The organism is Nonomuraea phyllanthi (assembly GCF_006334985.2).
Classification (GTDB): Bacteria; Actinomycetota; Actinomycetes; order Streptosporangiales; family Streptosporangiaceae; genus Nonomuraea; species Nonomuraea phyllanthi.
On the sequence record NZ_VDLX02000009.1, the window covers coordinates 366,608 to 393,326 of the forward strand.

The 26,719-nt window shown below is 72.4% G+C and carries 28 protein-coding genes and 1 riboswitch; of the genes, 10 read left to right on the top strand and 18 right to left on the bottom strand.

Annotated features, from left to right (window positions below):
• Nucleotides 1-47: 47 nt before the first annotated feature.
• The 11 genes from FH608_RS25525 to FH608_RS52955 form a co-directional block, all read right to left on the bottom strand.
• The gene (locus FH608_RS25525) at nucleotides 48-260 is read right to left on the bottom strand and encodes an EF-hand domain-containing protein (protein ID WP_139633109.1); all 213 of its coding nucleotides are present in this window, start codon (nucleotides 258-260) and stop codon (nucleotides 48-50) included.
• Nucleotides 261-283: 23 nt separating this feature from the next.
• Nucleotides 284-1,720, bottom strand: coding sequence for an 8-oxoguanine deaminase (locus tag FH608_RS25530; RefSeq protein WP_139633110.1), 1,437 nt, complete (start codon nucleotides 1,718-1,720; stop codon nucleotides 284-286).
• 56 nt (nucleotides 1,721-1,776) lie between these two features.
• Complete coding sequence (locus tag FH608_RS25535; protein WP_139633111.1) at nucleotides 1,777-2,250, bottom strand: (2Fe-2S)-binding protein; 474 nt, start codon at nucleotides 2,248-2,250, stop codon at nucleotides 1,777-1,779.
• Nucleotides 2,250-3,110 carry an FAD binding domain-containing protein gene (locus tag FH608_RS25540; RefSeq protein WP_139633112.1) on the bottom strand — a complete coding sequence of 287 codons (861 nt, stop codon included), beginning with the start codon at nucleotides 3,108-3,110 and terminating at the stop codon, nucleotides 2,250-2,252. The genes FH608_RS25535 and FH608_RS25540 overlap by 1 nt, the downstream gene beginning before the upstream one ends.
• Nucleotides 3,111-3,116: 6 nt before the next feature.
• The gene (gene pucL / locus FH608_RS25545; RefSeq protein ID WP_139633113.1) at nucleotides 3,117-3,977 is read right to left on the bottom strand and encodes a factor-independent urate hydroxylase; all 861 of its coding nucleotides are present in this window, start codon (nucleotides 3,975-3,977) and stop codon (nucleotides 3,117-3,119) included.
• A complete protein-coding gene (gene uraH / locus FH608_RS25550; protein ID WP_139633114.1) occupies nucleotides 3,978-4,277 on the bottom strand; it encodes a hydroxyisourate hydrolase in 300 nt (99 codons plus the stop codon).
• A complete protein-coding gene (gene uraD / locus FH608_RS25555) occupies nucleotides 4,274-4,774 on the bottom strand; it encodes a 2-oxo-4-hydroxy-4-carboxy-5-ureidoimidazoline decarboxylase (protein ID WP_139633115.1) in 501 nt (166 codons plus the stop codon). Before uraD ends, uraH begins: the two co-directional genes overlap by 4 nt.
• Nucleotides 4,775-4,937: 163 nt before the next feature.
• Nucleotides 4,938-6,965, bottom strand: coding sequence for a Stk1 family PASTA domain-containing Ser/Thr kinase (gene pknB, locus FH608_RS25560; RefSeq protein WP_139633116.1), 2,028 nt, complete (start codon nucleotides 6,963-6,965; stop codon nucleotides 4,938-4,940).
• 127 nt (nucleotides 6,966-7,092) lie between these two features.
• Entirely contained in the window at nucleotides 7,093-7,848 is a 756-nt protein-coding gene (locus tag FH608_RS25565) for a thiazole synthase (protein ID WP_139633117.1), read from the bottom strand.
• Entirely contained in the window at nucleotides 7,841-8,041 is a 201-nt protein-coding gene (thiS, locus tag FH608_RS25570) for a sulfur carrier protein ThiS (RefSeq protein WP_139633118.1), read from the bottom strand. The genes FH608_RS25565 and thiS overlap by 8 nt, the downstream gene beginning before the upstream one ends.
• Entirely contained in the window at nucleotides 8,038-9,447 is a 1,410-nt protein-coding gene (locus FH608_RS52955; RefSeq protein WP_226899878.1) for an FAD-dependent oxidoreductase, read from the bottom strand. The genes thiS and FH608_RS52955 overlap by 4 nt, the downstream gene beginning before the upstream one ends.
• A riboswitch (TPP riboswitch) is annotated at nucleotides 9,437-9,552 on the bottom strand. (Overlaps the previous gene by 11 nt.)
• Before the next feature lie 53 nt (nucleotides 9,553-9,605).
• Between FH608_RS52955 and FH608_RS25585 the strand changes: the two genes are divergently transcribed.
• Genes FH608_RS25585 through thiE form a run of 3 tightly spaced genes read left to right on the top strand, consistent with a single transcriptional unit; the run spans nucleotide 9,606 to nucleotide 11,808 of the window.
• Nucleotides 9,606-10,775, top strand: a complete 1,170-nt coding sequence (locus tag FH608_RS25585; protein ID WP_317135582.1) for an NAD(P)/FAD-dependent oxidoreductase — start codon at nucleotides 9,606-9,608, stop codon at nucleotides 10,773-10,775.
• Nucleotides 10,776-10,805: 30 nt separating this feature from the next.
• Complete coding sequence (locus FH608_RS52960) at nucleotides 10,806-11,180, top strand: Rv2175c family DNA-binding protein (protein WP_226899879.1); 375 nt, start codon at nucleotides 10,806-10,808, stop codon at nucleotides 11,178-11,180.
• A complete protein-coding gene (gene thiE, locus FH608_RS25590; RefSeq protein WP_226899880.1) occupies nucleotides 11,158-11,808 on the top strand; it encodes a thiamine phosphate synthase in 651 nt (216 codons plus the stop codon). The genes FH608_RS52960 and thiE overlap by 23 nt, the downstream gene beginning before the upstream one ends.
• A gap of 241 nt (nucleotides 11,809-12,049) precedes the next feature.
• On the opposite strand, the gene FH608_RS25595 is transcribed toward thiE, so the two are convergent.
• A complete protein-coding gene (locus tag FH608_RS25595) occupies nucleotides 12,050-13,117 on the bottom strand; it encodes a polyprenyl synthetase family protein (RefSeq protein ID WP_193318616.1) in 1,068 nt (355 codons plus the stop codon).
• Between the two features lie 180 nt (nucleotides 13,118-13,297).
• Between FH608_RS25595 and metF the strand changes: the two genes are divergently transcribed.
• Both metF and FH608_RS25605 read left to right on the top strand, forming a co-directional pair.
• Nucleotides 13,298-14,278: a methylenetetrahydrofolate reductase [NAD(P)H] gene (metF, locus tag FH608_RS25600; protein ID WP_139633121.1), complete on the top strand. Its 981-nt coding sequence runs from the start codon at nucleotides 13,298-13,300 to the stop codon at nucleotides 14,276-14,278.
• A gap of 431 nt (nucleotides 14,279-14,709) precedes the next feature.
• On the top strand, nucleotides 14,710-16,053 hold the full coding sequence (locus tag FH608_RS25605) for a sensor histidine kinase (protein WP_139633122.1): 1,344 nt from the start codon (nucleotides 14,710-14,712) through the stop codon (nucleotides 16,051-16,053).
• A gap of 292 nt (nucleotides 16,054-16,345) precedes the next feature.
• Here the strand turns inward: FH608_RS25605 and FH608_RS25610 are convergent, their stop codons facing one another.
• Both FH608_RS25610 and FH608_RS25615 read right to left on the bottom strand, forming a co-directional pair.
• On the bottom strand, nucleotides 16,346-16,906 hold the full coding sequence (locus tag FH608_RS25610; protein WP_139633123.1) for a GNAT family N-acetyltransferase: 561 nt from the start codon (nucleotides 16,904-16,906) through the stop codon (nucleotides 16,346-16,348).
• Nucleotides 16,907-16,916: 10 nt separating this feature from the next.
• Complete coding sequence (locus FH608_RS25615; protein WP_139633124.1) at nucleotides 16,917-17,393, bottom strand: YbaK/EbsC family protein; 477 nt, start codon at nucleotides 17,391-17,393, stop codon at nucleotides 16,917-16,919.
• Between the two features lie 122 nt (nucleotides 17,394-17,515).
• On the opposite strand from FH608_RS25615, the gene FH608_RS25620 reads away from it, so the two are divergent.
• Together FH608_RS25620 and FH608_RS25625 are read left to right on the top strand one after the other, a co-directional pair.
• The gene (locus tag FH608_RS25620) at nucleotides 17,516-18,346 is read left to right on the top strand and encodes a L,D-transpeptidase family protein (protein WP_139633125.1); all 831 of its coding nucleotides are present in this window, start codon (nucleotides 17,516-17,518) and stop codon (nucleotides 18,344-18,346) included.
• Between the two features lie 112 nt (nucleotides 18,347-18,458).
• Nucleotides 18,459-20,192: a hypothetical protein gene (locus tag FH608_RS25625; RefSeq protein ID WP_139633126.1), complete on the top strand. Its 1,734-nt coding sequence runs from the start codon at nucleotides 18,459-18,461 to the stop codon at nucleotides 20,190-20,192.
• Here the strand turns inward: FH608_RS25625 and FH608_RS25630 are convergent.
• Both FH608_RS25630 and FH608_RS25635 read right to left on the bottom strand, forming a co-directional pair.
• Nucleotides 20,189-20,710, bottom strand: coding sequence for a hypothetical protein (locus FH608_RS25630; protein ID WP_139633127.1), 522 nt, complete (start codon nucleotides 20,708-20,710; stop codon nucleotides 20,189-20,191). The genes FH608_RS25625 and FH608_RS25630 overlap by 4 nt on opposite strands.
• A gap of 48 nt (nucleotides 20,711-20,758) precedes the next feature.
• Nucleotides 20,759-21,379 carry a TetR/AcrR family transcriptional regulator gene (locus tag FH608_RS25635; RefSeq protein ID WP_139633128.1) on the bottom strand — a complete coding sequence of 207 codons (621 nt, stop codon included), beginning with the start codon at nucleotides 21,377-21,379 and terminating at the stop codon, nucleotides 20,759-20,761.
• A gap of 96 nt (nucleotides 21,380-21,475) precedes the next feature.
• Between FH608_RS25635 and FH608_RS25640 the strand changes: the two genes are divergently transcribed.
• The 3 genes from FH608_RS25640 to FH608_RS25650 all read left to right on the top strand — a co-directional run bounded on the left by FH608_RS25640 (nucleotide 21,476) and on the right by FH608_RS25650 (nucleotide 23,705).
• Nucleotides 21,476-22,657: a cytochrome P450 gene (locus FH608_RS25640; RefSeq protein WP_139633129.1), complete on the top strand. Its 1,182-nt coding sequence runs from the start codon at nucleotides 21,476-21,478 to the stop codon at nucleotides 22,655-22,657.
• A gap of 6 nt (nucleotides 22,658-22,663) precedes the next feature.
• On the top strand, nucleotides 22,664-22,855 hold the full coding sequence (locus FH608_RS25645; protein WP_139633130.1) for a ferredoxin: 192 nt from the start codon (nucleotides 22,664-22,666) through the stop codon (nucleotides 22,853-22,855).
• Nucleotides 22,856-23,318: 463 nt separating this feature from the next.
• Complete coding sequence (locus tag FH608_RS25650) at nucleotides 23,319-23,705, top strand: SAV_6107 family HEPN domain-containing protein (RefSeq protein ID WP_226899881.1); 387 nt, start codon at nucleotides 23,319-23,321, stop codon at nucleotides 23,703-23,705.
• 694 nt (nucleotides 23,706-24,399) lie between these two features.
• Here the strand turns inward: FH608_RS25650 and bldD are convergent.
• Both bldD and FH608_RS25660 read right to left on the bottom strand, forming a co-directional pair.
• Complete coding sequence (bldD, locus tag FH608_RS25655; protein WP_055503136.1) at nucleotides 24,400-24,894, bottom strand: transcriptional regulator BldD; 495 nt, start codon at nucleotides 24,892-24,894, stop codon at nucleotides 24,400-24,402.
• 322 nt (nucleotides 24,895-25,216) lie between these two features.
• Nucleotides 25,217-26,671, bottom strand: coding sequence for an amino acid permease (locus tag FH608_RS25660; protein ID WP_226899882.1), 1,455 nt, complete (start codon nucleotides 26,669-26,671; stop codon nucleotides 25,217-25,219).
• Between the last annotated feature and the right edge of the window lie 48 nt (nucleotides 26,672-26,719).

Consider the following 26,719-nt stretch of genomic DNA (forward strand, 5'->3'; position numbering starts at 1 on the left):
CATCACATTTCCGGCTGGGCCGTTGCGCAGGCGGTCGGGGATGAATCTCAGGGCACGGCGCGGATGAACTCCTCCAGCGAGTACCGCCCGTCCTGGTCCGAGTCGGCGGCCTGGCTCATCGCGCCCAGCGCCTCCGCGGGCAGGTCCGGGAAGTGCCGCCGCAGCTCGGCCTCGCTGATGTAGCCGTCGCCGTCGGTGTCGATCGACGCGAAGGTGCTCTTGAGCCGCGCCAGCCGCTCGTCCGGGAGTTCCTCCGACACGGGACCGCCCTTTCCTCATCACTTCAGGACATGTCCACCCTAGTCGTCCCGCCATCGTGGACCGCGGGCCGCCCGGTGCCGTGGACCTGTCTCGCGGCGGTGACTCCGCGCTCCTCCGCCAGCCGGATCAGCCGCCGGTGGGCCTCGGCTCCGGCGCGCCCGGCCGCGTCCTGGGAGACCGTCCTCAGCTCTCCGTCCTCGACCACGGTCCGCCCGCCCACCAGCACCCGCGCCAGCGGCGGAGGCGGGCCGAAGACCAGCGCGCAGACCGGGTCGGCGACCGCCGAGGTGAACGGGCCGCCGACGCGCCACAGGGCGAGGTCGGCCAGCTTGCCGGGTTCGAGCGAGCCCAGCTCGCTCTCGCGGCCGAGGTTGCGGGCCCCGCCGAGCGTGGCGAGCTCCAGCGCCTGCCTGGCCGTGAGCGCGCCGGGGCCGTAACGGGCGCGCTGGAAGAGCAGCGCCTGGCGCATCTCCCCGACCAGGGGCGTCAGCTCGGACGAGGCGCTGCCGTCCACGCCGAGCCCCACGTTCGCGCCGCGCCGCAGCATCTCCGACACGCGGGCGATCCCGGCGCCGAGCCGGCCGTTCGAGGAGGGGCAGTGCGCGCTGCCGGTGCCGGTGGCGGCGAGCTTGCCGATGTCGGCGTCGCTCAGGTGCACGGCGTGCGCGAGCCACACGTCCGGCCCCAGCCAGCCCAGCTTCTCCATGTGGTCCACCGGACGCACCCCGAACTGCGCGAGGCAGTGCTCGTCCTCGTCCAGGGTCTCGGCGAGGTGCGTGTGCAGGCGCACGCCCTTGGCCCTGGCCAGGGCGGCGGACTCGGTCATCAGCCGGCCGCCGGCCGAGAACGGCGAGCACGGCGCGACCGCGACCCGCAGCATCGAGGAGAACGACGGGTCGTGGTAGGCGTCCACGGCCTGCTCCGTGGCGGCCAGGATGTCGTCCAGCTCCTCGACCACGACGTCCGGCGGCAGCCCGCCGTCCGACTCGCCCCGGTCCATGGAGCCGCGGGCCGGGTGGAAGCGCAGGCCCACCTCGCGCGCCGCCTCGATCTCGGCCGCGAACAGGTCGCCCCTGCCCTTGGGGAAGATGTAGTGGTGGTCGCTGGAGGTCGTGCAGCCCGACAGGGCCAGCCAGCTCAGCCCGGCGGAGGCCGCGCCCTTGACCACCTCGGCGTCCATGGCGGCCCAGACCTGGTAGAGGGCCACCAGCCACTCGAACAGGGTGGCGTCCTGGGCCAGCCCCTGCGAGGCCCACTGGTACAGGTGGTGGTGGGTGTTGACCAGGCCGGGGGTGGCCAGGCAGCCGGTGCCGTCGATCCTCGTGACGTCCGGTCCCGTGTCCGGCGCGGGGCCGGGGCCCAGATCGGCGATCCGGTCCCCCTCAATCCGGATATATCCGGATTGGATCTCGGGGCCCGCGACCGGGGCGACGTACACGTTCTCGATGAGCAGGCTCACGGGGTGGCCTCCTGCGCGGCTCTCTAGGCGGCTCTCTGCGCGGCTCTCTGGGCGGCTCACGGGGTGGCCGCCTTTCGCGAGGCCGCCAGCCGTACCGCCTCGATGATCTTCTCGTAGCCCGTGCACCGGCACAGGTTGCCCGCCAGCGCCTCCCTGATCTCCGCGTCGGACGGCCGCCCCACCCGCTCGATCAGGTCGTGCGCCTGGACCACCAGCCCCGGCGTGCAGAACCCGCACTGCACGGCCCCGCACTCCGCGAACGCCTCCTGCACCGGATCCAGCCGGTCGCCGTCGGCCAGCCCCTCGATCGTGCGCACCTGGCGCCCCTCCGCCTGCCCGGCGGCGACCAGGCACGAGCAGACCGGCACGCCGTCCAGGTAGACCGTGCAGGAGCCGCACTCGCCCTGCTCGCAGGCGTTCTTGGAGCCGGGCAGCCCCATCCGCTCGCGCAGCACGTACAGGAGGCTCTCGCCCTCCCAGACGTGGTCGGCGCTCTCCTCGCGGCCGTTCACGGTGAACGTGACACGCATCAGGCCGCCCTCCTTCCGAGATGGTCGTTCCAGGCCCAGGTCAGCGTCCGGCGCGCCATCACGCCGACGGCGTGCACCCGGTAGGCGGCGGTGCCGCGCACGTCGTCGATCGGCGCGGCGGCGGCCGCGCACAGCTCCCCGAACCGCCTGACCAGCGCCGGGTCGAGCGGCGAGGTCCAGTCGAGCTCCTCGGCCAGCAGTTCCTCGGCCTCCAGCGCCCGGCGCGGGGTGGGCGCGGCGGAGCCGATCCCCGTGCCGACCCGCCGCCGGTCAGGATGGAGCGCGATCGCGAACGAGCACACCGCGATCACCATGGCGTTGCGCGTCCCGACCTTGGAGAAGTACTGGGGGCCCGTCGCGGGCCTGACGTGCACGGCCCTGATCAGCTCGTCCGGCTCCAGCGCGTTGCGCTTGACCCCCAGGTAGAACTCCGTGGCCGGGACCATCCTGACGCCCCGCTCCCGCGAGGCCACCTCGACCACGGCGTCCGCCGCCAGCAGCGGCGGGTGGCTGTCACCGGCGGGGGAGGCCGCGCCCAGGTTGCCGCCGACCGAGCCGCGGTTGCGGATCTGGGGCGAGCCGACCGTGCGGGCCGCCTGCGCGAGCCCCGGCAGCGGCCCGCCCAGCTCCTCGATCACGGTCGCGTACGGCACCGCCGCCCCGACCCGGCACATGCCGTCCACCATGGCCCACTCCCGCAGCTCGGCCACCCGCCCCAGGTCGAGCAGGCCCGCCGGCCTGCGCACGTCCATGTTGATCTCCACCATGACGTCGGTGCCGCCCTGGATGGGCACCGCGTCGGGCCGGTCCGCCTTGGCGGCCAGCGCCTCGTCCCACGTCGTGGGCCGCAAGAAGTCCATGTCCGCTCACTCCCAGGCGAATCCGGCGTCGGGTGCGTCCTCGCGCAGCACGCTGCCCTCGATCAGCCCGTACGGGCGGTCGGCGGCGTGGAAGACCTCGTTCTCGTTGGGCAGGCCGAACGGGGACAGGTCGACGGCGAAGTGGTGCTTGTTGGGCATCGCGAGCCGGATCTCGCAGATCTCCGGGCAGGCGGTCAGGGCGCGCTCGCCCATGGCGTACAGGGTCTGCTGGAGCGAGCGGCTGTGGGTGCCGGCGAACGCCTCCAGCAGGCACTCCCGTACCCGCTCGTACGACGCGCCGTGATCGGGCGTGTCACCGGCGTGCCGCCAGTGCGCGACCACGGCGGTGGCGAGGACGCGGTCGGTGGTCGGCTGGAGGGTGGTGTAGTCGTCCACGATGAAGCCGTGGAACTCCGAGCCGGTCGTGTTCATCAGGACCAGGTCCTTCAGCCCCGACACCACGCTGGAGCGGCCGTCCCTGTCGTGGTGGACGACGCACGTGCGCACCTCGCCGCCGTCGCGCACGAACGAGTGCGGCCCGCCGCGCCGCCACGCGTACTCGTCGATCTCGACCCTGGCGTGGTGGATCGTGGGCTGCGACTCGACGAAGCGCCGGGCCAGCAGCAGCGCGAAGTCCTCGATCTGGCCGACGCCGTGCTTGCCGGCCAGCGCGTACACCGCGTTCTTCTGGCTGTCGGTCGGCAGGACGGCGGCGTTGTCGCCGGTCAGGTGCACGGCCTCCATGTCGCCGGAGAGCGAGGTGCTGACGTTGAGGTCCTTGACGTGGTGCACGGGCCCGTCGCGGACGACCCGGACGAGCCTGATCTCCGCCTTGCCGTAGCGGTTGGGGCCGAGCTTGACGGTCATCTAGTTTCCTCGGTACGTGGAGTAGGCATACGGGCTGAGCAGCAGCGGCACGTGGTGATGCCGCTCCGGATCGGTGATCGTGAAGGTGACCACCACCTCCGGGTAGAACGTGTCCTCCAGGTAGGAGCCGGTGTCGAAGACGACCCGGTGCACCCCGGCTCCCGGGCTCCAGCCCGCGATGCGCCCGTCGCCGTCGGTGCGCCCCTCGGCCACGACCCGTCCCTCGTGCTCCAGGCGTACGCGCAGGCCCTGGGCGGGCAGGCCGGTGACCGCGTCGAGCACGTGGGTCGAGAAGCTCATGTCCCCTCCTTCATGAGCTTGCCCAGCCGCAGCCGGGTGATCCCGGCGAGTTCGTCCCGCACGACCTCGCGCTCGGTCGCGGCGTCGTTGCGCAGCCGCGCGCGCAGCCGCTCCAGCATGTCCTCGGCGCTCAGCCCGGTGGCACAGACCAGGTAGACGTGCCCGAAGCGCTCCTCGTACACCCGGTTGCCCTCGGCCAGCGGCTCCCGCAGGTCGTCGTCCACCCCGGACTGCTCCTGCCGCGACCACGCCGCCGCCCTGCCGCCCCCGGTGGCCCGCTCGCCGATCCTCGGGTGCGCCTCCAGCGCCTCCAGCACGTCGTCCCACGCGAGGTCCCGCACGGCCGCCTCGGCCGCCGCGGAGAGCTCCACCAGGTCGCGGTACGGCCGCAGGGCCGCCACCTTCGCGGCGAAGGCCCGCGAGGCGCAGCAGGAGAGCAGCGCCTTCTCCGCGTCGGCCGGGGACCGCGCGTTGAAATCGGTCAGCGTGTCGCGCATGTCAGAAGTACACACATGCGCTTCGTGCCCGGTCCATCCGCAAGAACTCCGAAGAGCCCGCCCTCATGGCCGGGACTTTTCGTGTCATGCTCCAAGCCGGTCGGACCGGGCGGCACTACGACGGGGCCTCGCCGGAGGCAGACCGCGCTGCCCCGCGGCGGGGTCACTGCCAGAGGTAGACCGTGCTGCCCTGCGGCCGCTCGCTGTTGGGCAGCGGCCGCTGGAACTGCACCACGCCGCGGTTGCCCAGCCGCTGCACCCGCACCTTGAACCCCTGCGCCTCCAGCTCAGCCTTGGCGTCCTTGGCGTTCTTGCCGATCACGCCCGGCACGACCACGAACTGCTGGTCGTCGCGGGCCTCGTTGTCGCCGCGGAACCAGTCCCAGAAGTCGGTCTGGCACCGCGCCACCGTGATCGAGGCCTGCGCGCCCCTGTCGACCTCGGACTTGGCCTTGGGCGTCTGGGCGATGACCGTGCACGGCTCGGCGTCGTCGTCGACCTCGTTGACCTGCACCTGGAAGCCCTGGTTGCCCAGATAGGAGGCGGCCTCGTCCTTGGGCATGCCGCTGACGTCCGGCATGAGCAGCCCGGCACTGACGTAGATGTCGACCTTGGCGCCCTCGCGCACCTTCTCGCCCACCCGCGGCGAGGTGCGGATCACCTTGTCGCGCTCGACCTCCTCGTTGGCCAGCCGCTTGACCACGCCGACGGTCAGCCCGGCGGCGGCGATCGCGGCGCGGGCGTCGTCGCCCGTCATGCCGGCGGTCTTCGGCACGACGATCCGCTTGGGACCGAGCGAGGGGACCAGCGTGATCGTGGTGCCCTTCTCCACCTCGGTCTCGGCGAGCGGGTCGGTGCGCAGGACCAGGCCCGCGGCCATCTCCTCGTCGTTGAGGCCGGCGGCCTCCTTGACCTTGAGCCCGGCCGCGACGGCGTTCCTCTTGGCCAGCTCCAGGTTCTTGCCGACCAGGTCGGGGACGGTCACGGTCTCGGGCTGGGCGAAGTACCAGCCGGTCAGCCCCACCGCGACCACCATCACGGCGGCCAGCGCCACCAGGAACCAGTTGGGCCTGAACCCCCCGCGCCGCCTCGGCGCCTCCTCGCGCGGCTGGATCAGCGTGTGGGCCGGCGCGGCCTGCGGCACGGAGGGCGCGGCCTGCGGCATCGAGGCCGTCGCGTGCGGCATCGAGGCCGCTCCGTGCGGCGTGGAAGGCGCTCCGTGTGGGGAGGAAGCCGTTCCGTACGGCGTCGAGGGCGCGCCGGGGCCCATGGGGGAGTGCGGCATCGACGATGCGGCGGAGGTCATGGGGGACTGCGGCCGGGGCGCCGACGGGTCGGTCGTGCGCGGCAGCATGCGGTGCGTGTCGACGGCCACCACGAGCATCGCGGTGGCGTCGGCCGGGCGGTCTGCCGGCTCGCGCGCCGTCGCCTGCGCGACCAGCGTGTCGATCAGCTGCGGCACCTCGGCCACCAGCGACGACGGCGGGGGCACGGTGTCGTGGACGTGCCGGTAGGCGACCGCCATCGGCGTCTGGCCGTCATAGGGCTGCCGGCCCGTGACCAGCTCGAACAGCATGATGCCCGCGGCGTAGACGTCGCTGCGCACGTCGGCCGCGCCCAGGGTGACCTGCTCGGGCGCCATGTAGCCGACCGTGCCGATCAGTACGCCCGTACGGGTCTGGTTGGTGGCCTCGATCGCCCTGGCCAGGCCGAAGTCGACGACCTTGACCCGGCCGTCCTCGGTCATCAGGACGTTCTCCGGCTTCACGTCGCGGTGGACCATGCCCGCCTGGTGGGCGGCGCCCAGCGCGGCCAGCACCGGGATCATGATCTCGAGCGCCTCGCGGGCGGGCAGCGGGCCGCGCTCGCGCAGGATGTCGCGGAGCGTCCTGCCGGGCACGTACTCCATCGACAGGTAGACGATGTCGTTGTCGGTGCCCTGGTCGAAGACGTGCACCACGTTGGGATGCGAGAGCCTGGCGACCGCCTTGGCCTCGCCGATGAACCTTCTGACGAACGCCGGGTCCTCGGCGAGCGAGCGGTGCATGACCTTCAGCGCGACCGTCCGGTCGAGCCGGATGTCCAGCGCCAGGTAGACGGTCGCCATACCGCCCCGGGCGATCCGGCTCTCGATGCGGTAGCGCCCATCGACGAGCCGTCCGACCAGGGGGTCCGCAGTCGTCGTATCCACCCGGTTGAGTTTACGGGCGTTTTGCCGCTGACAGGGTCGCGCTGCCCGAAACCGATGCCGAGACGTGCTCGTCGCGCCGTCCCGGCTCCCCGCACGTCACTGCCGTCACGGTGCCACCCATGAGGCGTCACGGCGTCATCGGTGAGGACGCCTCCGCGTAGCGCCTGCGCGGGATGCGGCCCGCCAGCCGCGCCTGCCGGCCCGCCGTCACGGCCCCCTTCATGGCCTCCGCCATGAGGTCGGGTCGCTGCGCCCGGGTGACCGCCGTGGCCAGCAGCACGGCGTCGCAGCCCAGCTCCATCGCCAGGGCGGCGTCGCTGGCCGTGCCGATGCCCGCGTCGAGCACCACCGGCACCGAGGCGGCCTCCACGATCAGTTCGATGTTGTGCGGGTTGCGGATCCCGAGGCCCGAGCCGATCGGCGCCCCCAGCGGCATCACCGCGGCGCACCCGGCCTGCTCCAGGCGGCGTGCCAGGGCAGGGTCGTCCCCGATGTACGGCAGCACCACGAACCCGTCGGCCACCAGCCGCTCCGCCGCGTCGAACGTCTCGATCGGGTCGGGCAGCAGCGTGCGCTCGTCGGCGATGACCTCCAGCTTGACCCAGTTCGTACCGAGCGCCTCCCTGGCCAGCCGCGCCGTCAGCACGGCCTCACCCGCGGTGAAGCAGCCCGCCGTGTTGGGCAGCACCTTGATGTCGCGCTTGCGCAGCACGTCGAGCACCGAGCCGCGGGCGCCCGGGTCGAGCCGCCGCATGGCCACCGTGGTCAGCTCCGTCCCCGACGCGGCCAGCGCCTGGTCGAGCACCTCCAGCGACGGCGCGCCGCCCGTGCCCATGATGAGCCGGGAAGTGAACTTCTCCCCGGCGATGATCAGCTCATCCACCTTGCACCGCCGTCAGAACCTCCACCCGGTCACGGTCGCTGAGCGCCGTCGTCTCCCACGAGCTCCGCGTGACCACCTCGTCGTTCACGGCCACCGCCACTCCGGTGGTGGCCGCGGTCAGTGTGCGTACGGCCTGCGCCACGGTCGTGCCGTCGGCGACCTCGTGCGCGGCCCCGTTGATCGTCACAATCATGAAATTTCCCGAAACCTCCCAGGCGCGCACAATGCCGCCAGCTCGCCTTCCTCGCCCAGCAGGATGTCCGCCGTCAGCGGCGCCATCAGCACGCCGCCCCGGAAATGGCCCGTGGCCAGCGCGAGCCCCGGAGTGCCGCTCGGGCCCACGAGCGGCAGGTTGTCCGGCGTGCCCGGCCGCAGCCCGGCCACCACGTCGGCCACCTCCAGCTCGGTGACGCCCGGCACCAGCTCCCTGGCGTCGCGCAGCAGCTCGTAGAGCCCGCCCGCGGTCACCCGCCGGTCGAACCCCAGCTCCTCCTGGGTCGCCCCGACCACCAGCTCGCCGTCGCCCCGGGGGACCAGGTAGACGGGCGTGCCGTGCACGGTGCCCCGGACGCACCGGCTGAGCAGCGGCTCGGGGGAGCGCAACCGCATGATCTGCCCCTTGACCGGCCGCACGGGCACCTCCGCCAGCCCGGCACTCCACGCCCCGGCCGCCAGCACCACCCGCTCGCCCCTGATCTCGCCCAGCCCGCCGGCGATGCCGGCCCGCGCCGCGGTCCGCTCGCCCGCCCGTATGCCGGTCCCCGTCCCGGTCCGCCCGGCCTCCCAGGCACCGCCGTGGCCCGCGCGCTCCCCGCTCCCGGCCCCCGCGCCTTCCCCGGCGCCCGCGTTCACGCCCTCGGCGGCGACCGCGCTCCAGCCGTCCCAGGCACCCGCGGCTTGGCCGGTGGCTCCGCTCGGACCCGCGAGTCCGCTCGTGCCCTGGCCGGCGAGCCCGCTTCCGCCCTCGCCGGTTGCCGCAGGCGCGGTCGTGCCGGGGGAGGGTGCCGTGTCGCCGGGCGGCTCAAGGCGTACCCCGACGACCCGGTCGCCGTCGCGCAGCAGCTCGGCGACGCGCGCCCGCACCAGCGGGACCTCCAGCCGGTCGAGCGCGGCGAGCAGCGCCGCCGTGACGCGGCGCGGGTCGACCCAGGCGTCGCCAGGAGCCAGCAGCCCGCCCCGCACCGACGGCGCCAGCATGGGCTCCAGGCGGCGGCACTCGCGCCCGGTCAGCCGCTCGACGGGCAGCTCCAGCTTCTCCATGTACGCCGCGAGCTCGTCCAGCGCCGCCAGGTCGTCGGAGCCGAACGCCACGTCGAGCGTCCCGTCGGCTCGCAGGTCGAGGTCACGCGTCCCGGCGAGCCCCGCGTCGGCGGCCAGCTCGGCGGCGAAGGCGGGCCAGCGCCGCAGCGACGCCACGCCCAGCCGCAGCAGTGGGGCCTCCGTGTAGGTGACCTCGCTGACCGGCGCCAGCATCCCCGCGGCCGCGTGCGAGGCCCCCGAGGCGGGGGCCGGGTCGACCACGGTGACCGGACGCCCCGCGCGGGCCAGCCGCCACGCCGCCGACAGCCCGACGACCCCGCCGCCCACGATCACATCCATCCGCGCTCCCTTCGCCGGCATGATCCGGATCAGGTGTCTTGCGGTCGAAGGCCCGTCAAGCCTTCCTCTCAGCCCGGTAACGGCCGGACTCCCGCGCGTCTCAACGTCACCAGCCTACGGCCTCGGTGCGGCGGCACGACACCGGCCCCGTTATGGTCATGAACGTGAACCATGTCGTGGTGGTAGGAGCGGGCCTGGCCGGAGTGCGCACCGTGGAGGCGCTGCGCGCCCGGGGCTTCGGCGGCCGGATCACGCTGATCGGCGAGGAGCGCCACCGTCCCTACGACCGCCCGCCGCTGTCCAAGGCCGTGCTGTTCGGCGACGCCGACACCAGCTACGTCGGCACCGACCTCGACGCCATCGAGGTGGACTTCCGCCCGGGCGTCAGCGCGAAGTCGCTGCGCGAGGGCGTCGTGGAGACCACCGAGGGCGAGGTCCGTTACGACGGCCTCGTCATCGCCACCGGCGCCGAGCCGATCAGGCTGCCCGGCGACGGCCCGCAACACGTGCTGCGCACCCTCGACGACGCCCACGAGCTCCGGGCCATGCTGGTGCCGGGCGCCCAGGTCGCGGTCATCGGGGCGGGCTGGATCGGCGCCGAGGTCGCCACCGCCGCCCGCCGCGCCGGCTGCTCGGTGACCGTGATCGAGTCCGGCCCCGCGCCGCTCGCCACCGCCGTCGGCGCCGGGATCGGGGCCCGCACCCAGCACTGGTACGACGGCATCGACCTGCGGCTCGGCACCATGGTCGACTCCGTGGACGAGGGCGGCGTGCGCCTGGTCGGCGGCGAGTTCGTCGAGGCCCACGTCGTCGTGACCGGGATCGGCGTGAGACCGGCCGTCGAATGGCTCACCGGCGCCGACATCGACCTGCACAACGGCGTGGTCGTGGACGAGCACCTGCGCGCCTCGCTGCCTAACACCGTGGCCGTCGGCGACTGCGCCGCCTGGTGGTCGCGCCGCTGGGAGATCCGGCTCCGGGTCGAGCACTGGGACACCGCGCTCAACGCCCCCGAGGTCGCCGCCGCGAGCCTGCTGGGCGAGGACGTGGCCTACGACCCCGTGCCGTACTTCTGGTCGGAGCAGTTCGGGCACATGGTGCAGTACGCCGGCCACCACCCGGCAGGGGACCGGCTGATCTACCGGGGCGACCCCGAGGGCAAGTGGTCGGCCGTCTGGCTCACGGCCGGCGACGTCCCGGCCGCGGTGCTCGCCGTGGACCGGCCGCGCGACCTCGTCCAGGGACGCAGAATCATCGCCGCAGGACACCGCGTCGACGCGGAACGCCTGGTAGATCCAGATGTCCCCCTACGAGATTGTGTTGTTTGAGCAAGCACGCCATGTGGTAGTTGTGGTTTCGTGACGCTTTCTGTTGCACAGATCGACCGGGAGACCGAGCAGCTCATCGACGAGTGGCTCACACTCCCCGAAGTGGCCACGCGCCTCGACCTTTCGATCGGGCGGGCCAAGCAACTCCTCAAGGACCACAAGCTGCTCGGCGTGCGCCGGGAGAGCGGCGGGCCGCAGGTGCCCGCGGTGTTCCTCGACGGAAAGGACGTGATGAAGGGCCTGCCCGGCACGCTGACCGTGTTGCAGGACGCCGGCTACGACGATGTCGAGTCGCTGCGCTGGCTCTTCACCCCAGACGACTCGCTGCCAGGTTCGCCCATCCAGGCGATCAAGGCAGGCCGTCACACGGAGGTCAAGCGGCGTGCCCAAGCCCTCGCTTTCTGAGGCACGCCTCTATCTCTGCACCGACGGCCGCCGCGACCGCGGCGACCTGGCAGAGTTCCTCGACTCGGTGCTGGCCGGCGGCGTGGACATCATCCAGCTGCGGGAGAAGGGCCTGGAGGCACGCGACGAACTCGCACTCCTCGAAGTCTTCCGCGACGCCTGCGACCGGCACGGCAAGCTGCTGGCCATCAACGACCGGGCGGACATCGCCTTCGCCGCCCGGCCCGACGTGCTCCACCTGGGGCAGGACGACCTTCCCGTGACGGTCGCGCGAGAGATACTCGGCGACGACATCGTCATCGGACGGTCCACCCACTCCACCGCCGAGGCTTCCGCCGCGGCCGTGGAGCCGGGCGTCGACTACTTCTGCTGCGGCCCCATCTGGCCCACCCCGACCAAGCCCGGCCGCCCGGCCCCCGGCCCGCCGCTGCTCCGGCACGCGGCGGCGCTGGAGAGCCCGCGGCCGTGGTTCGGGATCGGCGGCATCGACCTCGCCAACCTGGACGAGGTGATGTCGTACGGGGCCAGGCGGGTGGTGGTGGTGCGCGCGATCACGGACGCCGAGGACCCGGGAGCGGCGGCGGCGGAGTTCGCCAAGCGCCTCTCCTCGGCCCCGCCGCCTCCCTGACACGCTGCTGCGGAGGCCCGGAGGCCCGGAGGCCCCACCTCCGGGCCCCGATCATCTGGGAGCCGCGCCCGACGATTCCGCCCTGCGCGGATCCGCCTCGGAACCCACGCCCGGGGGCCCGCCGTCTTCGAGCGCGGTCTCTGAGTGCTGCCTGGGAGCGCGGTCTCCGAGTGCGGTCTTCGGGTGCGGTCTTCGTGTGCGGTCTTCGGGTGCGGGTGGAGCGGGTGCCTCGGACGGGGCGTCAGGTCTTGCGGGAGGTGGCCGCGATGGCCAGGTCCGTCAGGGCCGAGCGCGCCTCAGCCGTCACGGGCGCCTGGTCCAGCGCCGCCAGCGCCTCACCCAGGTAGTCGCCGATCAGGTTCTCGCACTCCTGCAATGCCCCGGTGTCGTCGATGATCTGCCGCAGCGTGTCCACCCCGCGTCCGTCCAGGTCAGGGTCCCCGAGCAGGTGCCGGACGGTCGCCGCGTCGCCGGGGGACGCGGCCGCCAGCGTGCGGGCGACCAGCATCGTCCGCTTGCCCTCCCGCAGGTCGTCCCCGGCCGGCTTGCCCGTCTGCGCCGGGTCGCCGAACACCCCCAGGATGTCGTCGCGCAGCTGGAACGCGATCCCGACGCGCGTGCCGTACCCGGTGCACAGCTCGTCCATCCACGGCGCGACCTCGCCGGCGGCGAGCACCAGCCCGAGCCTCAGCGGCTGCTCCACCGAGTATTTCCCGCTCTTGAACAGCGCCACCCGCAGCGCCGACTCGAACGTGTTCTCGCCGTGCGCCTGCTCCAGCAGGTCGAGATACTGGCCGCACATCAGCTCGGAACGCATGTGGTCGTGCACCGGCTGGGCCGCCGCCAGCGACTCGGGCGGCAGGCCGCTGTTGCGCCACATCTCGCCCGACCAGATCAGCAGCAGGTTGCCCAGCAGGATGGCCGCGCCCTCGCCGAACTGCTCCCCGGAGCCGTGCCAGCCGGACTTCTCGTGCAGCGCCTGGAACCGGCGGTGCGCCGACGGCATGCCCCTGCGCAGGTCGCTCTTGTCCATCACATCGTCGTGCACGAGCGCGCTGGCCTGCAGCAGCTCCAGCGAGGCCGCGGCGGTGAAGATCCCGGGCACGTCCGTGCCGCCCGCGCCGCGCCAGCCCCAGTAGCAGAACGCGGGGCGCAACCGCTTGCCGCCCGACAGCAGCTCGTCGGCGGCCGTGCGCAGCGGCGCGAACTCGGACTCGCCCGAGGCGGGCAACCGCCGTTCGACGAACTCTCCGAGGGCACGCTCCACCTGGGTGCGCAGGGTGTCCATGCGGGCGGCGTCAGTGGTCATGACTTGAGCGTAGTGGCCGAGGCCCCGAACCAGGCTCCGCAGGTGTCCCGAAACGGCGCTCGGGCCGCGGAAGCGCGACGGCCGCGGGGCGGTGCGGGCGTGGGGCGGTGCGGGCGTGGGGCGGTGGCGGGCGCGGCATCGGTGACCTTGGGCCGGGGACGTGCCCTGTAACCTTGGGCCATGGCCCTTGGTCGACCCTCCGTCCTGCCCGATCGTGTCCCCACCGTCCGAGACCTGCTCGCCGCCGGTGGCCGGTCGTTCTCCTTCGAGTTCTTCCCGCCGAAGACCGACGAGGGAGCGCGGCAGCTCTGGAAGGCGATCAGGGAGCTGGAGTCGTTGCGGCCGACGTTCGTGTCGGTGACCTACGGCGCGGGCGGCTCCACGCGCGACCGCACGGTCGGCATCGTCGAGCGCATCGCCCACGACACGACGCTGACGCCCGTGGCGCACTTCACGGCGGTCAACCACTCGATCCGCGAGCTGCGCCACCTCGTGGGGCGGTTCGCCGACGCCGGGGTGCGCAACATCCTGGCCGTGCGGGGCGACCCGCCGGGCGATCCCATGGCCGAGTGGGTGCAGCACCCCGACGGGGTGCTGTACGCCGAGGAGCTGGTGCGGCTGATCAGGCAGGCGGGCGACTTCTGCGTCGGCGTGGCGGCCTTCCCCTACAAGCATCCGCGCTCGCCGTCCATCGACGCCGACACCGAATACTTCGTCCAGAAGTGCCGGGCGGGAGCCGACTACGCGATCACACAGATGTTCTTCCGCGCGGAGGACTACCTGCGGCTGCGCGACCGGGTCGCGGCCAGGGGCTGCGACACGCCGATCATCCCGTGCATCATGCCGGTGACGCAGATGAGCACGATCGCGCGCTCGGAGCAGCTGTCGGGGGCGCCCTTCCCGCCGGAGGTGGCGGCCCGCTTCGAGGAGGTGGCGGACGACCCGGAGGCGGTGCGCCGCCTCGGCATCGAGCACGGGGCCGAGCTGTGCCGCCGGCTGCTCGACGAGGGCGCGCCGGGGATCCACTTCATCACGTTCAACCGCTCCAGCGCGTCCCGTGAGGTGTTCCAGCGGCTGAACGTCCCATCATCTGTTACGGCAGGGCCGGCTGGGCGCCACCCGCTGCCCGTGGCCGGGGGCCTCCAGGGGGACGCTCGCTGACCCGCACGTGGCCGGCCGCCGCAACGCCGCCCCCTTGGCCCTCCCGGTGGTTCACAAGCATTGCCCGGAGGCCCACGCCGCACGTGAGCGTCCGCACGCGGAGGCGGCCGGAAGACCCCTGCGCCCGCGCCTGACCTGCCGTCATGGCGGTGCCCATGTCGGCGCGGACACCGCCATGACGGACCCGGGGCAGCTGTCTGGCCCGGCTCCCGTTCGATCCGATGCGTTCTGTTCCGGATCGCGTTCGGGGCGATCATCGCCGGCGTGCCTGACCCGCCGAGTGGACTTCTCAGGGAGAGATTTGGTGGCTGCTTAGCCCTCAGCATTCCTTTCGCCAGACTTGTCATGATGCGTCGTATTTAGCCTGGTCGTTGGGGGGTGAGGGGTTGACAAATGTATGGCGTCGATGGTCGATACGAAGGCGCTTGACCATGATCACGGCAGTGGTGATGACCATCCTGTGCCTGAGCATCAGCGGGCTGATCCTGATGAGGGTCCACGACGAGCGCACCATGGAGCGCAATCACCTCAATCACGACGCGGCCATGCGCGCGGCCGCCCTCCTCGCCCGTGGCGACCTTCCTCCGGTCCACGCCGACCCCTCGGTGACCGCCCTCCAGGTCATCGATCCCACCGGCCGGATCGTCTCCACGAGCCCCAGCATGGAGGGCCGGCCGCCCCTCGCCTCCTTCGCCCCTCCACCTGGCCGCCTGGGCGCCGAGCGCACCCTGTGCCGGGTGCCCGGCTCCGGCGACGCGTGCTTGCTCGTTTCCGTCCAGCGCGCCCCCAGGAGCCACGGTGACTGGATGATCTACGCCGCCGCCCCGGCGTACCCCTGGTACGTCAGCGGCCGCCTTCTCGCACCCCTGCTCCTGAGCTGCGCGTTGATCGTCGCCTTCACGACCCTGGGCGCGCGCCGCATCGTCATCACCTCGCTCAGACCCGTCGAGGCCATCCGGGCGAAACTCTCCAAAATCACCACAACCGAACTCGGGCATCGGGTGCCCGTCCCTCAGCCTCGGGACGAGATCCATGACCTGGCCGGCACCGTGAACACCACTCTCGACATGCTGGACGCCGCCCTGACCCGGGAGCGGCGGTTCACCGCCGACGCCTCGCATGACCTGCGCAGCCTCGTCACCGCCATGCGGACCCAGGTCGAAGAGGCGCTGTTGCACCCGGACGAGACCGACTGGCCCGCCGTCGCGCGAGCCCTGCTCGCCAGCCTCGAACGGCTGCACGCCATCGTCGCCGACCTGATGGAGCTCCGCCGACTGGACGCGGACGCGGGCGCCCCGATGATGCCCGTCGACCTGAATGAACTGATCGTCCGCGAACTCGCGCGCCGGCCCCAGGCCAAGACCATCGTCTCCGACTGCCGGCCCGCTCTCGTTCGGGGTGACCGCGTACAGCTCCTCCGGTTGCTCACCAATCTCCTGGACAACGCCGAACGCCATGCCACCTCCACCGTTCACGTCACCCTGCACTGTGAGCAGGGCGAGGTCGCGCTGGTGGTGCACGACGACGGCTCCGGGATCCCGGTCCACCAGCGTGAGGTGGTCTTCCAGCGCTTCGCCCGGCTCGACGCCGCGAGGAACAAGGACGCCGGAGGTTCCGGGCTCGGCCTGCCGATAGCCCGGGAGATCGCCCGGCATCACGGCGGCACGCTCACCATCGAGGACTCCAGCCGAGGCGCGCGTTTCGTCGCGCGCATCCCCCTGTATCGGCCGCCGCACCGGCCGGGCACGATCCGGGGCCATCTCGATCCCGCGTGACGGGATGGGTGCGCCCGCCGAGTTGATCGGCGTCTCCGGTCCGATGGCTCAGGGGACGGCCTGATCGTCCACCACCCCCCGCGGCGGCCTTTCGTGATGGCCGGCCGCGCCCCGGCTCGTCCTCGGCGGGTCGGCCGGGGTGACCCGCCACCCGCCCGCAGGGGGACCGGGCGGGTGGACGGGCAGGGGGCAGTAGACGCTGGGTAAAGGAGCGGATACCTTACGTAATGAATGGTGCCCGAAGCCATCCCCAGGCAAACCCATCCGTCACCGGGGCCCCCGAAGGTCGCCCTCAGGTCAAGGGCAGGGGGCGGCCCACGATGGCGTAGTCCTCGTAGCCGCCCGGGAAGACGAACCTCGTGAGGAGGTCCGTGAAGCCCATGCTGGCGTAGAGGTGGCGGGCGGCGGTGGGCTGGTCGTGGGTCGACAGGATGGCCGAGCGCTCGGGGCGGCCGGCGCAGAGCGTGCGGATCATCGCGCGGCCGATGCCCTGGCTCTGGTGGTCGGGGTGCACGTGGATCTCGGCCAGCTCGAAGACGTACCCCATCCAGGCGTTCGCGGCCTCCTCGCCGAGCCGGTCGGTCACGGCTCGGAGCACCACGTCGTGCCACCACTGCCCCGGCGCGCCGCGGAAGCCGTACGCGAAGCCGACGGTCACGGGGCTGGAAAGGGACGAATCACGCAATTCCGCGAAATAACACTGGAAATGCGGATAAGTCGCGTGATTTCGCATGATGGTCTTGCGGCCGTTGATCTGGTCCGCGGGCGGCTTCATGGCAGCCGTGTAAATGTCGATCACCGTCTCCAGCCGTTCGGCGAACTCGGCCGGACCCGCACCGCGAAACTCGATCACCCGACGCACACTACTCGACGTCCACGGCCGCGCCCCCGGTGATCCGGACAAGCTCGTCGAACGTCGTCGGGAACACCGTCAGCGGATGCCCCCCGGCCGCCCACACCACCTCGTGCTTGCTCAGCCAGTTGTCCACCAGGGTCCGCACGGGCGCCGGGTGCCCGACGGGGGCCACGCCGCCGATCGGCTGGCCCGTGGCCGCCCGGACGAACTCCGGCGTCGCACGGCGTACCTTCCCCACGCCCACCGTGCGGGCGATCAGCTCCACGTCCACGCGGTGGGCCCCGCTCGTCAGCACGAGCAGCGGCGCGCCGTCCGCGTCGAATATCAGGCTGTTGGCGATGGCCCCGACCTCGCACCCGAGCTGGGCCGCTGCGGTGGCGGCGGTGGGCGCCTTCTCGGGCAGGACGACGATCTCGCCGCCCGCCCCGAGCTCGCGCAGAGCGGATTGTACGACGACGGCATTCGACGGCAACTTCTCAGGCATGGACACACTCTAAACAGGTTGACCGCGTCATTACCGATTCATGGTGAGTGGTGTAGGGTCCTCTGATCTATTCAATAATGGTATGAGAGGTGATACGCGTGGGGGCTCGACGGGTGCCCGGGATGGCTGCTCTCCTGACGGCCGGCGCCGTCGCACTCTCGGGCTGCGGCACGCAGGCGCCGCAACGACTCACGACGGCCGCACCGGCCGCCGCCACCGCGCAGGCCGCACCGGCCGCGACGGCGGCGTCCCCGTCCGTCACCCCCGGCGCGGCGGGCGCGCGGTCAGGCCCCGCCGCCACGGTCACCGCCCCGCGTAAGACGCTCAAGCTCGGCGCCAAGGGCGAACCCGTCGAATGGCTGCAGAAGCGCCTGATCCAGCTCGGCTACCGCCCCGGCAGGGTCGACGGCCGCTACGGCAACACGACGCTGGCCGCCGTGTGGGCGTTCCAGAAGGTGAACGACATCAGGCCGACCAGCACCATCGCCAAGCGCACGTGGGAGGCCCTGGAGACCCCGAAGGCGCCCAGGGTCCTCGTCAAGAACGGCAGGCCGACCCGCGCCGAGGTCAACCTCACCAAGCAGATCATGGTCATGTACGTGGACGGCGAGGCGAAGCTGATCACCCACATCTCGTCGGGCAGCGGCATCCCTTATTGCGAGACGGCCAGCTGGCAGGGCAAGCGGCAGCGGTTCTGCGGCTCGGCCACCACGCCGACGGGCAACTACCGGACCACGTGGCGGGTCCACGGCTGGCACCGCTCCTACCTGGGGCAGCTCTACAACCCGATCTTCTTCAACGGCGGCATCGCCCTGCACGGGGCGCTGTCGGTGCCGCTGTATCCGGCCTCGCATGGATGCGTGCGCATGCCGATGAACGTGGCCGAGGTCCTGCCGGGGATGCTCGGCAAGGGCGTGCCGGTGCACGTCCGGGGCAAGTTCCGGCGCGCCTGAGCCGCTCCGCCCCGGCCTCCGGGGCGGCGTAACGTCCGCATAACCGCATCGGGTGACGGCCCGGTTATGGGCTCCCTGCTGGACTCCCTCCTGACGTTCTCGGGGGGAGTCCATGACGACGGTGCTCACTGTGTCCGCGCCCGCGCCGGCGCGGCGGTCCCGGCTGCGGTGGCTGCTCGCGGCCGGGTGGGTCGCGCACGTGGTGCTGCGGCTGTGGTTGTACCGGTACCACGCGGGTCCTGTGGCCAATCCGGACGAGACCGGCTACCTGCTCGCCGCCCGCTGGCTGGCGGGCGGTCCCGGCGCCGACCTGTCGGGCTCGACCTTCTACCGGGGCGGGTACCCGCTGCTGCTCGTCCCGATCTTCCGGCTCACCTCCGACCCCGTCCTGGCGTACCGGCTGGTGGTCGTGGCGGGGTCCATGGCGGCGGCGGGGGCGTACCCGCTGGCGTACCTGCTGCTGCGGCGGTTCGGCGTGGGCCGGAGGGTCGCGCTGGTCACGGCGTTCGTGGCGGGGCTGTCGCCGGCGCTGCTGGTGTTCCCGGGGCTCGCGCTGGCCGACGCGATCCTGCCCGCGCTCGTGCTCGCCTGGCTGCTCGCGGTGCACGATCTGGTCGCGTACGGCTCCGCCAGGGCCGGGGCGGCGGCGGGCGCGCTGTCGGCGTTCGCGATGGCGGCGCACCTGCGCGGCACGGTGCTCCTGGCGGTCTGCGTGCTCGTCGCGGTGGCCGCGATGTCGTCACGGCGGGAACCACGGGTGCGGCTGCGCCGGGCCGTGCCGTCACCGCGGCCCTGGGAGGCGCTGTACCGCCGCGTGCGGGCGATGGCGTACCGGCGGAGGACGGCCCTCGTGGCGACGGCGGTGGCCGGCGTGGTGGCGGCGGCCGGGCAGGCGCTCAACGGGCCGCTGGCGGCGGCGCTGTACCCCGGCGGGACCCGCGATCTGTCCGGGCTGCTCCTGACCAGGCTCACGAGCGCCGACGGGCAGGCGTGGGCGCTGTCGGGCGCGGCCGGGCAGCTCTGGTACCTCGTCGCCGGCACCTGGGGGCTGGCCGGCGTGGGGCTGGCGGGCGCGGCGGCCCTCCTCGTACGGCGGTCCGCGCCGTACCCCCACCGCGTCCTGGCCGCCGCGCTGCTGCTCACGACCCTCGGCATCGCCTACGCCTCCTCGGCCGCCCTGCCGGACGAGCACCGCGTCGGCAACTACGTCTATGGCCGCTACCTGGCCTGCGTCGCGGTGGCCTGGACCCTGGCCGGGCTGGTGGCGCTGCTGAAGGGCGGCCGCCGCGCCGTCGTGCGGCTCGCTCTCGCCGCCGCCGCGCTGACGGCGGCGACCGGAGGGGTGGCCGCGTGGTACGCGGGGGACCGGCTGCGGCGCTACCACTTCATCGCCTTCGACTTCCCCGAAGTGATCTTCCTCACCGGCGACGGCGACTCGCTGGACCTCATCTCGGCCTCCGTGCCCGCGCTGATCATGCTGTCCTGCCTGGCGGGCGCGGCGTTCGTCACCACCGGCCGCGGCCGGATCCTGGTGGTGGGCGTGCTGGCGCTGATCGACGTGGCGTTCGCGGCCGGGCAGGCGCCCGCGCGCCCCTCGGGGGCGGACTGGCTGCCCGACCCGCCCCCTGGGCGGGTGGCGGTGGATCGCCGGGTGAGGTGGAACCTGTGGGTGCCGCTCGCGTACCGGGTGTCGTGGACCGAGATCGAGCTGTACGACGGGGGCCCGCCGGACGGCGCCTGCACCGCCGTCGTCCCGTACGGCACCGCGCCGCCGCCCGGCTGGGCCGCGACCGGGCGCGGCGGCGCCGGGACGGGCTGGACGAGCTGGTCGAACGAGCGGTGCTAGCCGGACTCTGCGGCGAGGGCGCGCCTGCCCTCGCCGGTGGCCGCCGACAGGCCGATCGCCTGCGACAGCGCCGCCACCACGAGCAGGACGACCGTGCCCCCCTGCCACCCGGGGAGCCCCGCGGTGAAGCCGGGCGTGTCGTAGAGCGCCGCCAGCCCCGCCACCGGGTTGAGCAGCGCGACGAACACGGCGAGGGCGTACGGCACCATCAGGACGCCCGACAGCACGAACAGGAACGTGCGCTTCCTGCTCCCCCTCCGCAACAGCAGGCCGATGACGGCGTAGGCCACCGCGAGAGCGCCCGCCAGCAGTGCGGTCATCAAGACCACCCGCCAGACGTCGGTGCCGAGCGCGGTCATCTCGTCGGGGCCGGGCAGGGCGCCCTCCCACTCCGGGCTCGCGACCTGCGCCCGCACGGCCGCCTTGATGGCCACGAGGTTGGCGCCCGCGTACGCCGCGGCCAGGACCGGGCCCAGCGCCAGCAGGTAGAGCGTGATCGGCCGCCTGCTCCCCGTCATTCGGCTTCCCCTCCGCTCAGAACGGACCCCGGACGCGCGCGGACCAGCCTAACCGAGTGAGCACAGGCCGGACAGCGTCAGCTCGGCCGCGCGCCGCGCCGTCTCCGCCATGTCCTCCACAGAGGAGCCGGAGTCCATGTTCGCGATGATCGCGAGCTTCACCGCCCCGAACACCGCTCCCACGGCGGCGGCCGCCTCCACCGGGCCGAGCTCGTCGGGGTAGCTCTCGTGCAGCGCCCGCGCCAGCCGGACCTGGCTCTCGATCAGCATCATCAGCGCCCGCGCCTGCAGGGTGGGCTCCTTCAGCACGAGGCGCAGCCGCAGCCCCGCGTCCTCGAACGAGAACTCCTCGTACGTGGTCAGCCAGCACATGCTGTCGCGCACCAGCCTGCGCAGCACGTCGGCCGGCGACTCCCCGGGCGCCCGGCCGGCCAGGGTGGCGACCGCGAGGTCCATCCGGCGGGCGGAGTCGTAGAAGACGACGTCCTCCTTGCTCGCGAAGTAGCTGAAGAACGTGCGCGTCGACACCTCGGCCTCGGCGGCGATCTCGGCGAGCGTGGTCTCCTCGTAGCCCTTCTCGTCGAACAACCGGAACGCGGCCTCGACCAGCGCCCGGCGCGTGCGCTGCTTCTTGCGCTCCCGCAGTCCGGCGCCACCGCTCTGCACCATGACGGCACTATACGTCAGCCGTGGATCTTTTTCATGCATTGAAGTTTTGCAACCGCTGAGGTTTTCTGGGGGTCAAGCTCGGAAAGGAGCAGCGGCATGTCCGACGTCACGTTTCCCATCGCCCGCCAGCGCCCGCTCGACCCGCCCGACGAGGCCACCGAGCTGCGGCAACGGGCGGCCATGCATCGCATGACGTACGCCGACGGACACCGGGGCTGGCTGGTGACCGGCTATTCGGCGGCCCGCGCCATCCTGGCGCATCCGCACTTCAGCAACCGGGCGGAGGTCTCGCACCCGCCCATTCCCGGCAGGTTCGAACGGCTGAGGACCAAGACCCCGCCGGGGTTCTTCATCCGTGCGGACGCGCCCGAGCACACCCGCTACCGCAAACTGCTCACCGGGCAGTTCACCGTGCGCAGGATGAAGGCGCTGGAGCCGAGGATCGAGGAGATCACCAACGCCTGCCTCGACGACATGGCCGCCGCGGGCGGCCCCGTGGACCTCGTGCAGGCGTTCGCGCTGCCGATCCCGTCGCTGGTGATCTGCGAGCTGCTCGGGGTCCCGTACGCCGACCGCGAACAGTTCCAGGAGGACACCAAGCTGCTGGTCAACCTGGAGACCAAGGCGGAGGAGTCGATCGCCGCGCTCGGCCGGAGCATGGCGTACCTGGCGGGGCTGATCAAGCGCAAGCGCGAGGAGCCGGCCGACGACCTGCTCAGCGGCCTCATCGAGGGCGGTGAGCTGGACGACGAGGAGCTCACCGGGGTCGGGTTCCTTCTGCTGGTGGCCGGGCACGAGACGACCGCCAACATGCTGGGGCTCGGCACGTACGCGCTGCTCACCAACCCCGACCAGCTCGCCGCCATGCGCGACGACCCGTCGGTGGTGGACAACGGCGTCGAGGAGCTGCTGCGTTACCTCACGATCGTCCACCTCGGTCCGGTACGTACCGCGCTGGAGGACGTCGAGATCGAGGGCACCACGATCAGGGCGGGCGAGTCCGCCACCATCCACCTGCCGTCCGTCAACCGCGACGCCGAGCGCTTCCCGGGCGGCGACCGGCTCGACCTGGCCAGGCCCGCGACCGGCCACATGACCTTCGGCCACGGCATCCACCAGTGCCTCGGTCAGCAGCTCGCGCGTACGGAGATGCGCATCGCCTACCCCGCACTGCTGCGCCGCTTCCCGGGTCTACGCTTGGCCGTAACACCCGAGGAGGTGCCGATGCGCTCGGACATGAGCATCTATGGAGTGCACCGCCTCCCAGTCACTTGGTAGGTCACCATGGAAATCAAGGCAGATACGACGGTGTGCATCGGCGCGGGCATGTGCGCTCTTACGGCCCCGCAGGTGTTCGACCAGAGCGAGGACGAGGGCACGGTGGTGCTCCTGCAGAAGGTGCCGTCGCAGGAGCTGGAGGAGGCCGCCCGCCGGGCCGTGACCCTGTGCCCGTCGGGCGCGATCTCCATCGTCTGACGCTCGCCTGACCACCGTCTGAAACGGCGGGGCCGTCGCCGCGTTCGCGGTGGCGGCCCCTTTTTGATCACGACTCGTCGAACCTGTGTTCGTGGATTCGGTTGACACAGAGGATGATCGAAATTATGTTCGACCTAGTGACGGCTGAGGCTCGCGGCTCACCGTCACCTGGACCTGGTCGCGGGCCGTTCGCTTCCCCAAAGCGATTCCCGCGGCCAGGATCCATGGGCGAAGGGCGCGTCCTCGTCGTCGGCGGAGACGAGTGGGCGTGTCCTGGCCGGACGGGGAGAGGGGAAGCTCCTCGTCCGGCCAGCCCGGCGGAAATGTCGGTGGCGTCTGCGATTGTTGACTCAACCGGCGGGCACGCCGGCGGCCGCCCACGACTCCCAAGGAGGCGCGCAAGATGGCACCACGGCCTAGAGACACGCCCGGGCCCCGGCTGTCGCCTGCGGTTCGGGCACACTTGAGCGATTCACGATCCTGCCTGGCGGAGGCGGCGACCGCCCGCACCCCGGCATCCCGATATGTGGCGGCCCACCTGGCGGCGCTGCGAGCGGCGGCGGCGATGCTGGCCGCCCGTCCCCGTCCCATGGAGGGCCGCAGGCGCCGCCTGCGCAGCGCCTGGGACCTGCTGCCCGAGGCCGAGCCGGAGCTGGCCGAGTGGGCGGCCTACTTCGCGGTGAGCGCCGACAAGCGGGCCGCCGCGGAGGCGGGCATGGTGAGCCGCGTCAGCGCGGCTGACGCCAACGAGCTCCTGGCGGAGGCGCAGACGTTCGTCTGCACGGTGGAGGGCCTTCTCGGGGTGCCCGCCCAGCCCCAGCTCCCGGTGGAGGTCCCCCTGGCGGGCTGAGGCCCCGCCGCCCCACCCCCTGTCGCAGAGCGCCGGTGCGACGGGCGGTGAGACACGCCTGAGCGCTGGACGGTGAGACTGAGCGCCGGGCGTGAGACGCGCCTAAACGCCGGATGAGCGCCGGGCGTGGGACGCGTCCGAGCGCGGGATGAGCGCTGGGTGATGAGGTGCGCCTGAGCGCCGCCTGAGCGCTCGGTGCCATGCGATACGACTCCGCCGTGCCGCTCCAGCCGGAGCCGCCGCGGCGCTCCCCGTGGGTTGAGACATGTCGCGCCGACGGCCACGGTACGCGGCTGCGCGTTCCGCGCCGTGAGGTGCCGGCCGGCCGCGCACCATGCCCCCCCGATGCCGGCAGATGCCGCTGATGCGGTCAGGGGCCGGAGACGCCCCCGGCAAGCGTCGGGCGCACCCCGACAAGGGCGGGACACCCAGCAAGGGCCGGACACCCAGCAAGGCCGGACGCTCGGCAAGAGCCAGCACCGGGCATGGGGCGGGACCGCACAAGAGCAGCCAGGACGCACAAGAGCCAGGACCGGGGGAGGAGCCGAGGTGGGCCGTGCCCGGTGCCTGGTCTGGTGGCGTGCCTGGCTTCTGGTGCCTGGGCCTGGTGGAACGGCCGGAGCCGGTGGGCTCGCCGGACGCCGGGGCGGCGGCGAGCCCGAGGGCCGATGGGACAAGCCTCAGGAAACGGAGCTCAGAACGACTCGACGGCCCGGCGCGCCTCGGCGTCGAGCACGCCCCAGCTGATGAGCTCCTCGGTCAGCTCGCTGGGCGACTTGTCATAGATGACGGCCAGGGAGCGCAGGTCCTCCTGGCGGATGGACAACACCTTGCCGTTGTAGTCACCCCGCTGGCTCTGGATCGTGGCGGCGTAGCGCGCCAGCGCCCCCGCCTTCTCCTTCGGCAGCGCCGCCAGGCGTTCCAGGTCGATCACAAGCTTGGGCGTCGGCCCGAGCGGGCTGGGCGCGGCGCCGCCCGGCAGCAGCTCGGAGACGGGCACCCCGTAGAAGTCGGCAAGCTCGGCAAGCTTCTGCACAGTCACCGCTCGGTCGCCACGCTCGTAGGAGCCCACGACGACGGCTTTCCACCTGCCGCGCGACTTCTCCTCGACTCCGTGCAGGGACAACCCCTGCTGGGTGCGGATGGCGCGCAGTCGTGCACCCAGCGACTTTGCGTACTCAGACGGCATTGTGTGGCCCCCCGGCTCTCGTATGTATCGCTCTCAGTAGATTGTGCTCCCTTGTGGCGTATGCCCTAGCCACCGGGGGGTCTGGTGCCACGCTCGGCACCAACGGTAGCCATGGCCCCGGGTTTACCCCGGAACGCCACGAGGTGTGGTTACGGACAGTGACGGTAAAGGGGCGGACGCCTTAGGTCAAGCTGATTGGAAAAAAGATGCCGAATCCGGTCCGGTAGAGAACGCCACAAACGCCCCTCTTGTCTCAGTTGTAACAGTACTTCGTCAGAGTTTGCCGAGGAAATTCCACCCGAGCGCCCCGAAGCGCATATGATCATCCCTGCGGGGAGGTCGTGCCGGGTTTCGCCTGGCTGCCTGCTTCCACGTGCAGCCGTGAATGGCGGAAGCCGTAGACGAAGTAGCAGACCAGTCCCGCGAGCATCCACAAACCGAACGCCACCCAGGTGACCCCCGACAGGCCCGCCATCACGACGACGCAGAGAACCGCGCCGAGCACCGGCGTGAGAGGGAAGAGCGGCGTGCGGAAGCCGCGCGGCAGGCCGGGGCTGCGGCGGCGCAGCACGAGGACGCCGATGTTCACGAGCGTGAAGGCGAACAGGGTGCCGATGCTGGTGGCCTCGGCGAGCCGGCCGAGCGGCACCAGCCCCGCCAGCACCGAGATGAACGCGGCGACGAGAAGGGTGTTGGCGACGGGCACCTGGCGGCGCCCGCCGATGCGCTGGAAGACGCGCGGCACGAGCCCGTCGCGGGACATCGCGAAGAGGATGCGGGTCTGGCCGTAGATGACCGTGAGCACGACGCTGGCGATGGCGATCACCGCGCCGAACGAGACGGCCAGGCCCGGCCAGGAGGCGCCGGCGGCCAGGTCGGCGATGCGCGCCAGCCCGGCCTCGGTCCGCTCCGCGTCGAACGCGGTCCACGGCATCGCGCCGACGGCGGCCAGGGCCACGAGCACGTAGACGGCCGTCACGACGGCGAGCGACAGGATGATCGCGAGGGGCAGGTCTCGCCGGGGGTTCCTGGCCTCCTCGCCGGCGGTGGAGGCGGCGTCGAAGCCGATGTAGGAGAAGAACACCTGCGAGGCCGCCCCCGCGATCCCGGCCACCCCCATGGGGGCGAACGGCGCGAGGTTGCGGGACCGGAAGGCCGTGAACGCGACCGCGCAGAAGAAGAGCAGGACCACGATCTTGATCAGGACGAGGACCGCGTTCGCCGTGGCGCTCTCGGAGGCCCCGTAGAGCAGCAGCCAGGTGGCGAGCAGCACGATGAGGATCGCGGCGACGTTGACCACGCCGCCCTGGCCGGGGGAGCGGGTGATCGCGTCCGGCAGGGTGACGCCGAGCAGGGAGCGCAGGAACGCGTTGAGGTATTCGCCCCAGCCCACGGCCACGGCCGCCACGGACACGGCGTACTCCAGCATGAGGCACCAGCCGCAGACCCAGGCCACCAGCTCGCCCAGCGTCGCGTACGCGTACGAGTAGGACGAGCCGGACACCGGGATGGTCCCGGCGAGCTCGGCGTACGACAGGGCGGAGAACAGCGCCGTGATCGCCGCCAGCACGAACGCCAGCACCACCGCCGGGCCCGCCTTGGGCACCGCCTGCCCGAGGACGACGAAGATGCCGGTGCCGAGCGTGGCGCCGACGCTGAACAGCGTGAGCTGCCACAGCGACATCGTGCGCCGCAGCTCGCCGCCCTCGCCGCGGCCGCTCTCCGCGACGATGCGCTCGGTGGGCTTGGTACGCAGCAGCCGCCGCGCCAGGTTCACGGGCGGCACCCCCCATGCGGCGGCCACCGGGCCGGAGTCACGCGGCCC

Excerpts from the sequence above, each read along its gene's own strand:
- FH608_RS25640 (WP_139633129.1), top strand. The coding sequence starts at position 21,476 with ATGTCCGACGTCACGTTTCCCATCGCCCGCCAGCGCCCGCTCGACCCG.
- uraH (WP_139633114.1), bottom strand. The coding sequence starts at position 4,277 with ATGAGCTTCTCGACCCACGTGCTCGACGCGGTCACCGGCCTGCCCGCC.
- FH608_RS25630 (WP_139633127.1), bottom strand. The coding sequence starts at position 20,710 with ATGACGGGGAGCAGGCGGCCGATCACGCTCTACCTGCTGGCGCTGGGC.
- uraD (WP_139633115.1), bottom strand. The coding sequence starts at position 4,774 with ATGCGCGACACGCTGACCGATTTCAACGCGCGGTCCCCGGCCGACGCG.
- thiS (WP_139633118.1), bottom strand. The coding sequence starts at position 8,041 with ATGATTGTGACGATCAACGGGGCCGCGCACGAGGTCGCCGACGGCACG.
- FH608_RS25540 (WP_139633112.1), bottom strand. The coding sequence starts at position 3,110 with ATGGACTTCTTGCGGCCCACGACGTGGGACGAGGCGCTGGCCGCCAAG.
- FH608_RS25625 (WP_139633126.1), top strand. The coding sequence starts at position 18,459 with ATGACGACGGTGCTCACTGTGTCCGCGCCCGCGCCGGCGCGGCGGTCC.
- FH608_RS25620 (WP_139633125.1), top strand. The coding sequence starts at position 17,516 with ATGGCTGCTCTCCTGACGGCCGGCGCCGTCGCACTCTCGGGCTGCGGC.
- metF (WP_139633121.1), top strand. The coding sequence starts at position 13,298 with ATGGCCCTTGGTCGACCCTCCGTCCTGCCCGATCGTGTCCCCACCGTC.
- pucL (WP_139633113.1), bottom strand. The coding sequence starts at position 3,977 with ATGACCGTCAAGCTCGGCCCCAACCGCTACGGCAAGGCGGAGATCAGG.
- FH608_RS25595 (WP_193318616.1), bottom strand. The coding sequence starts at position 13,117 with ATGACCACTGACGCCGCCCGCATGGACACCCTGCGCACCCAGGTGGAG.
- FH608_RS52955 (WP_226899878.1), bottom strand. The coding sequence starts at position 9,447 with ATGGATGTGATCGTGGGCGGCGGGGTCGTCGGGCTGTCGGCGGCGTGG.
- FH608_RS25585 (WP_317135582.1), top strand. The coding sequence starts at position 9,606 with ATGAACGTGAACCATGTCGTGGTGGTAGGAGCGGGCCTGGCCGGAGTG.
- FH608_RS25605 (WP_139633122.1), top strand. The coding sequence starts at position 14,710 with ATGATCACGGCAGTGGTGATGACCATCCTGTGCCTGAGCATCAGCGGG.
- FH608_RS25615 (WP_139633124.1), bottom strand. The coding sequence starts at position 17,393 with ATGCCTGAGAAGTTGCCGTCGAATGCCGTCGTCGTACAATCCGCTCTG.
- bldD (WP_055503136.1), bottom strand. The coding sequence starts at position 24,894 with ATGCCGTCTGAGTACGCAAAGTCGCTGGGTGCACGACTGCGCGCCATC.
- FH608_RS25635 (WP_139633128.1), bottom strand. The coding sequence starts at position 21,379 with ATGGTGCAGAGCGGTGGCGCCGGACTGCGGGAGCGCAAGAAGCAGCGC.
- FH608_RS25645 (WP_139633130.1), top strand. The coding sequence starts at position 22,664 with ATGGAAATCAAGGCAGATACGACGGTGTGCATCGGCGCGGGCATGTGC.
- FH608_RS25535 (WP_139633111.1), bottom strand. The coding sequence starts at position 2,250 with ATGCGTGTCACGTTCACCGTGAACGGCCGCGAGGAGAGCGCCGACCAC.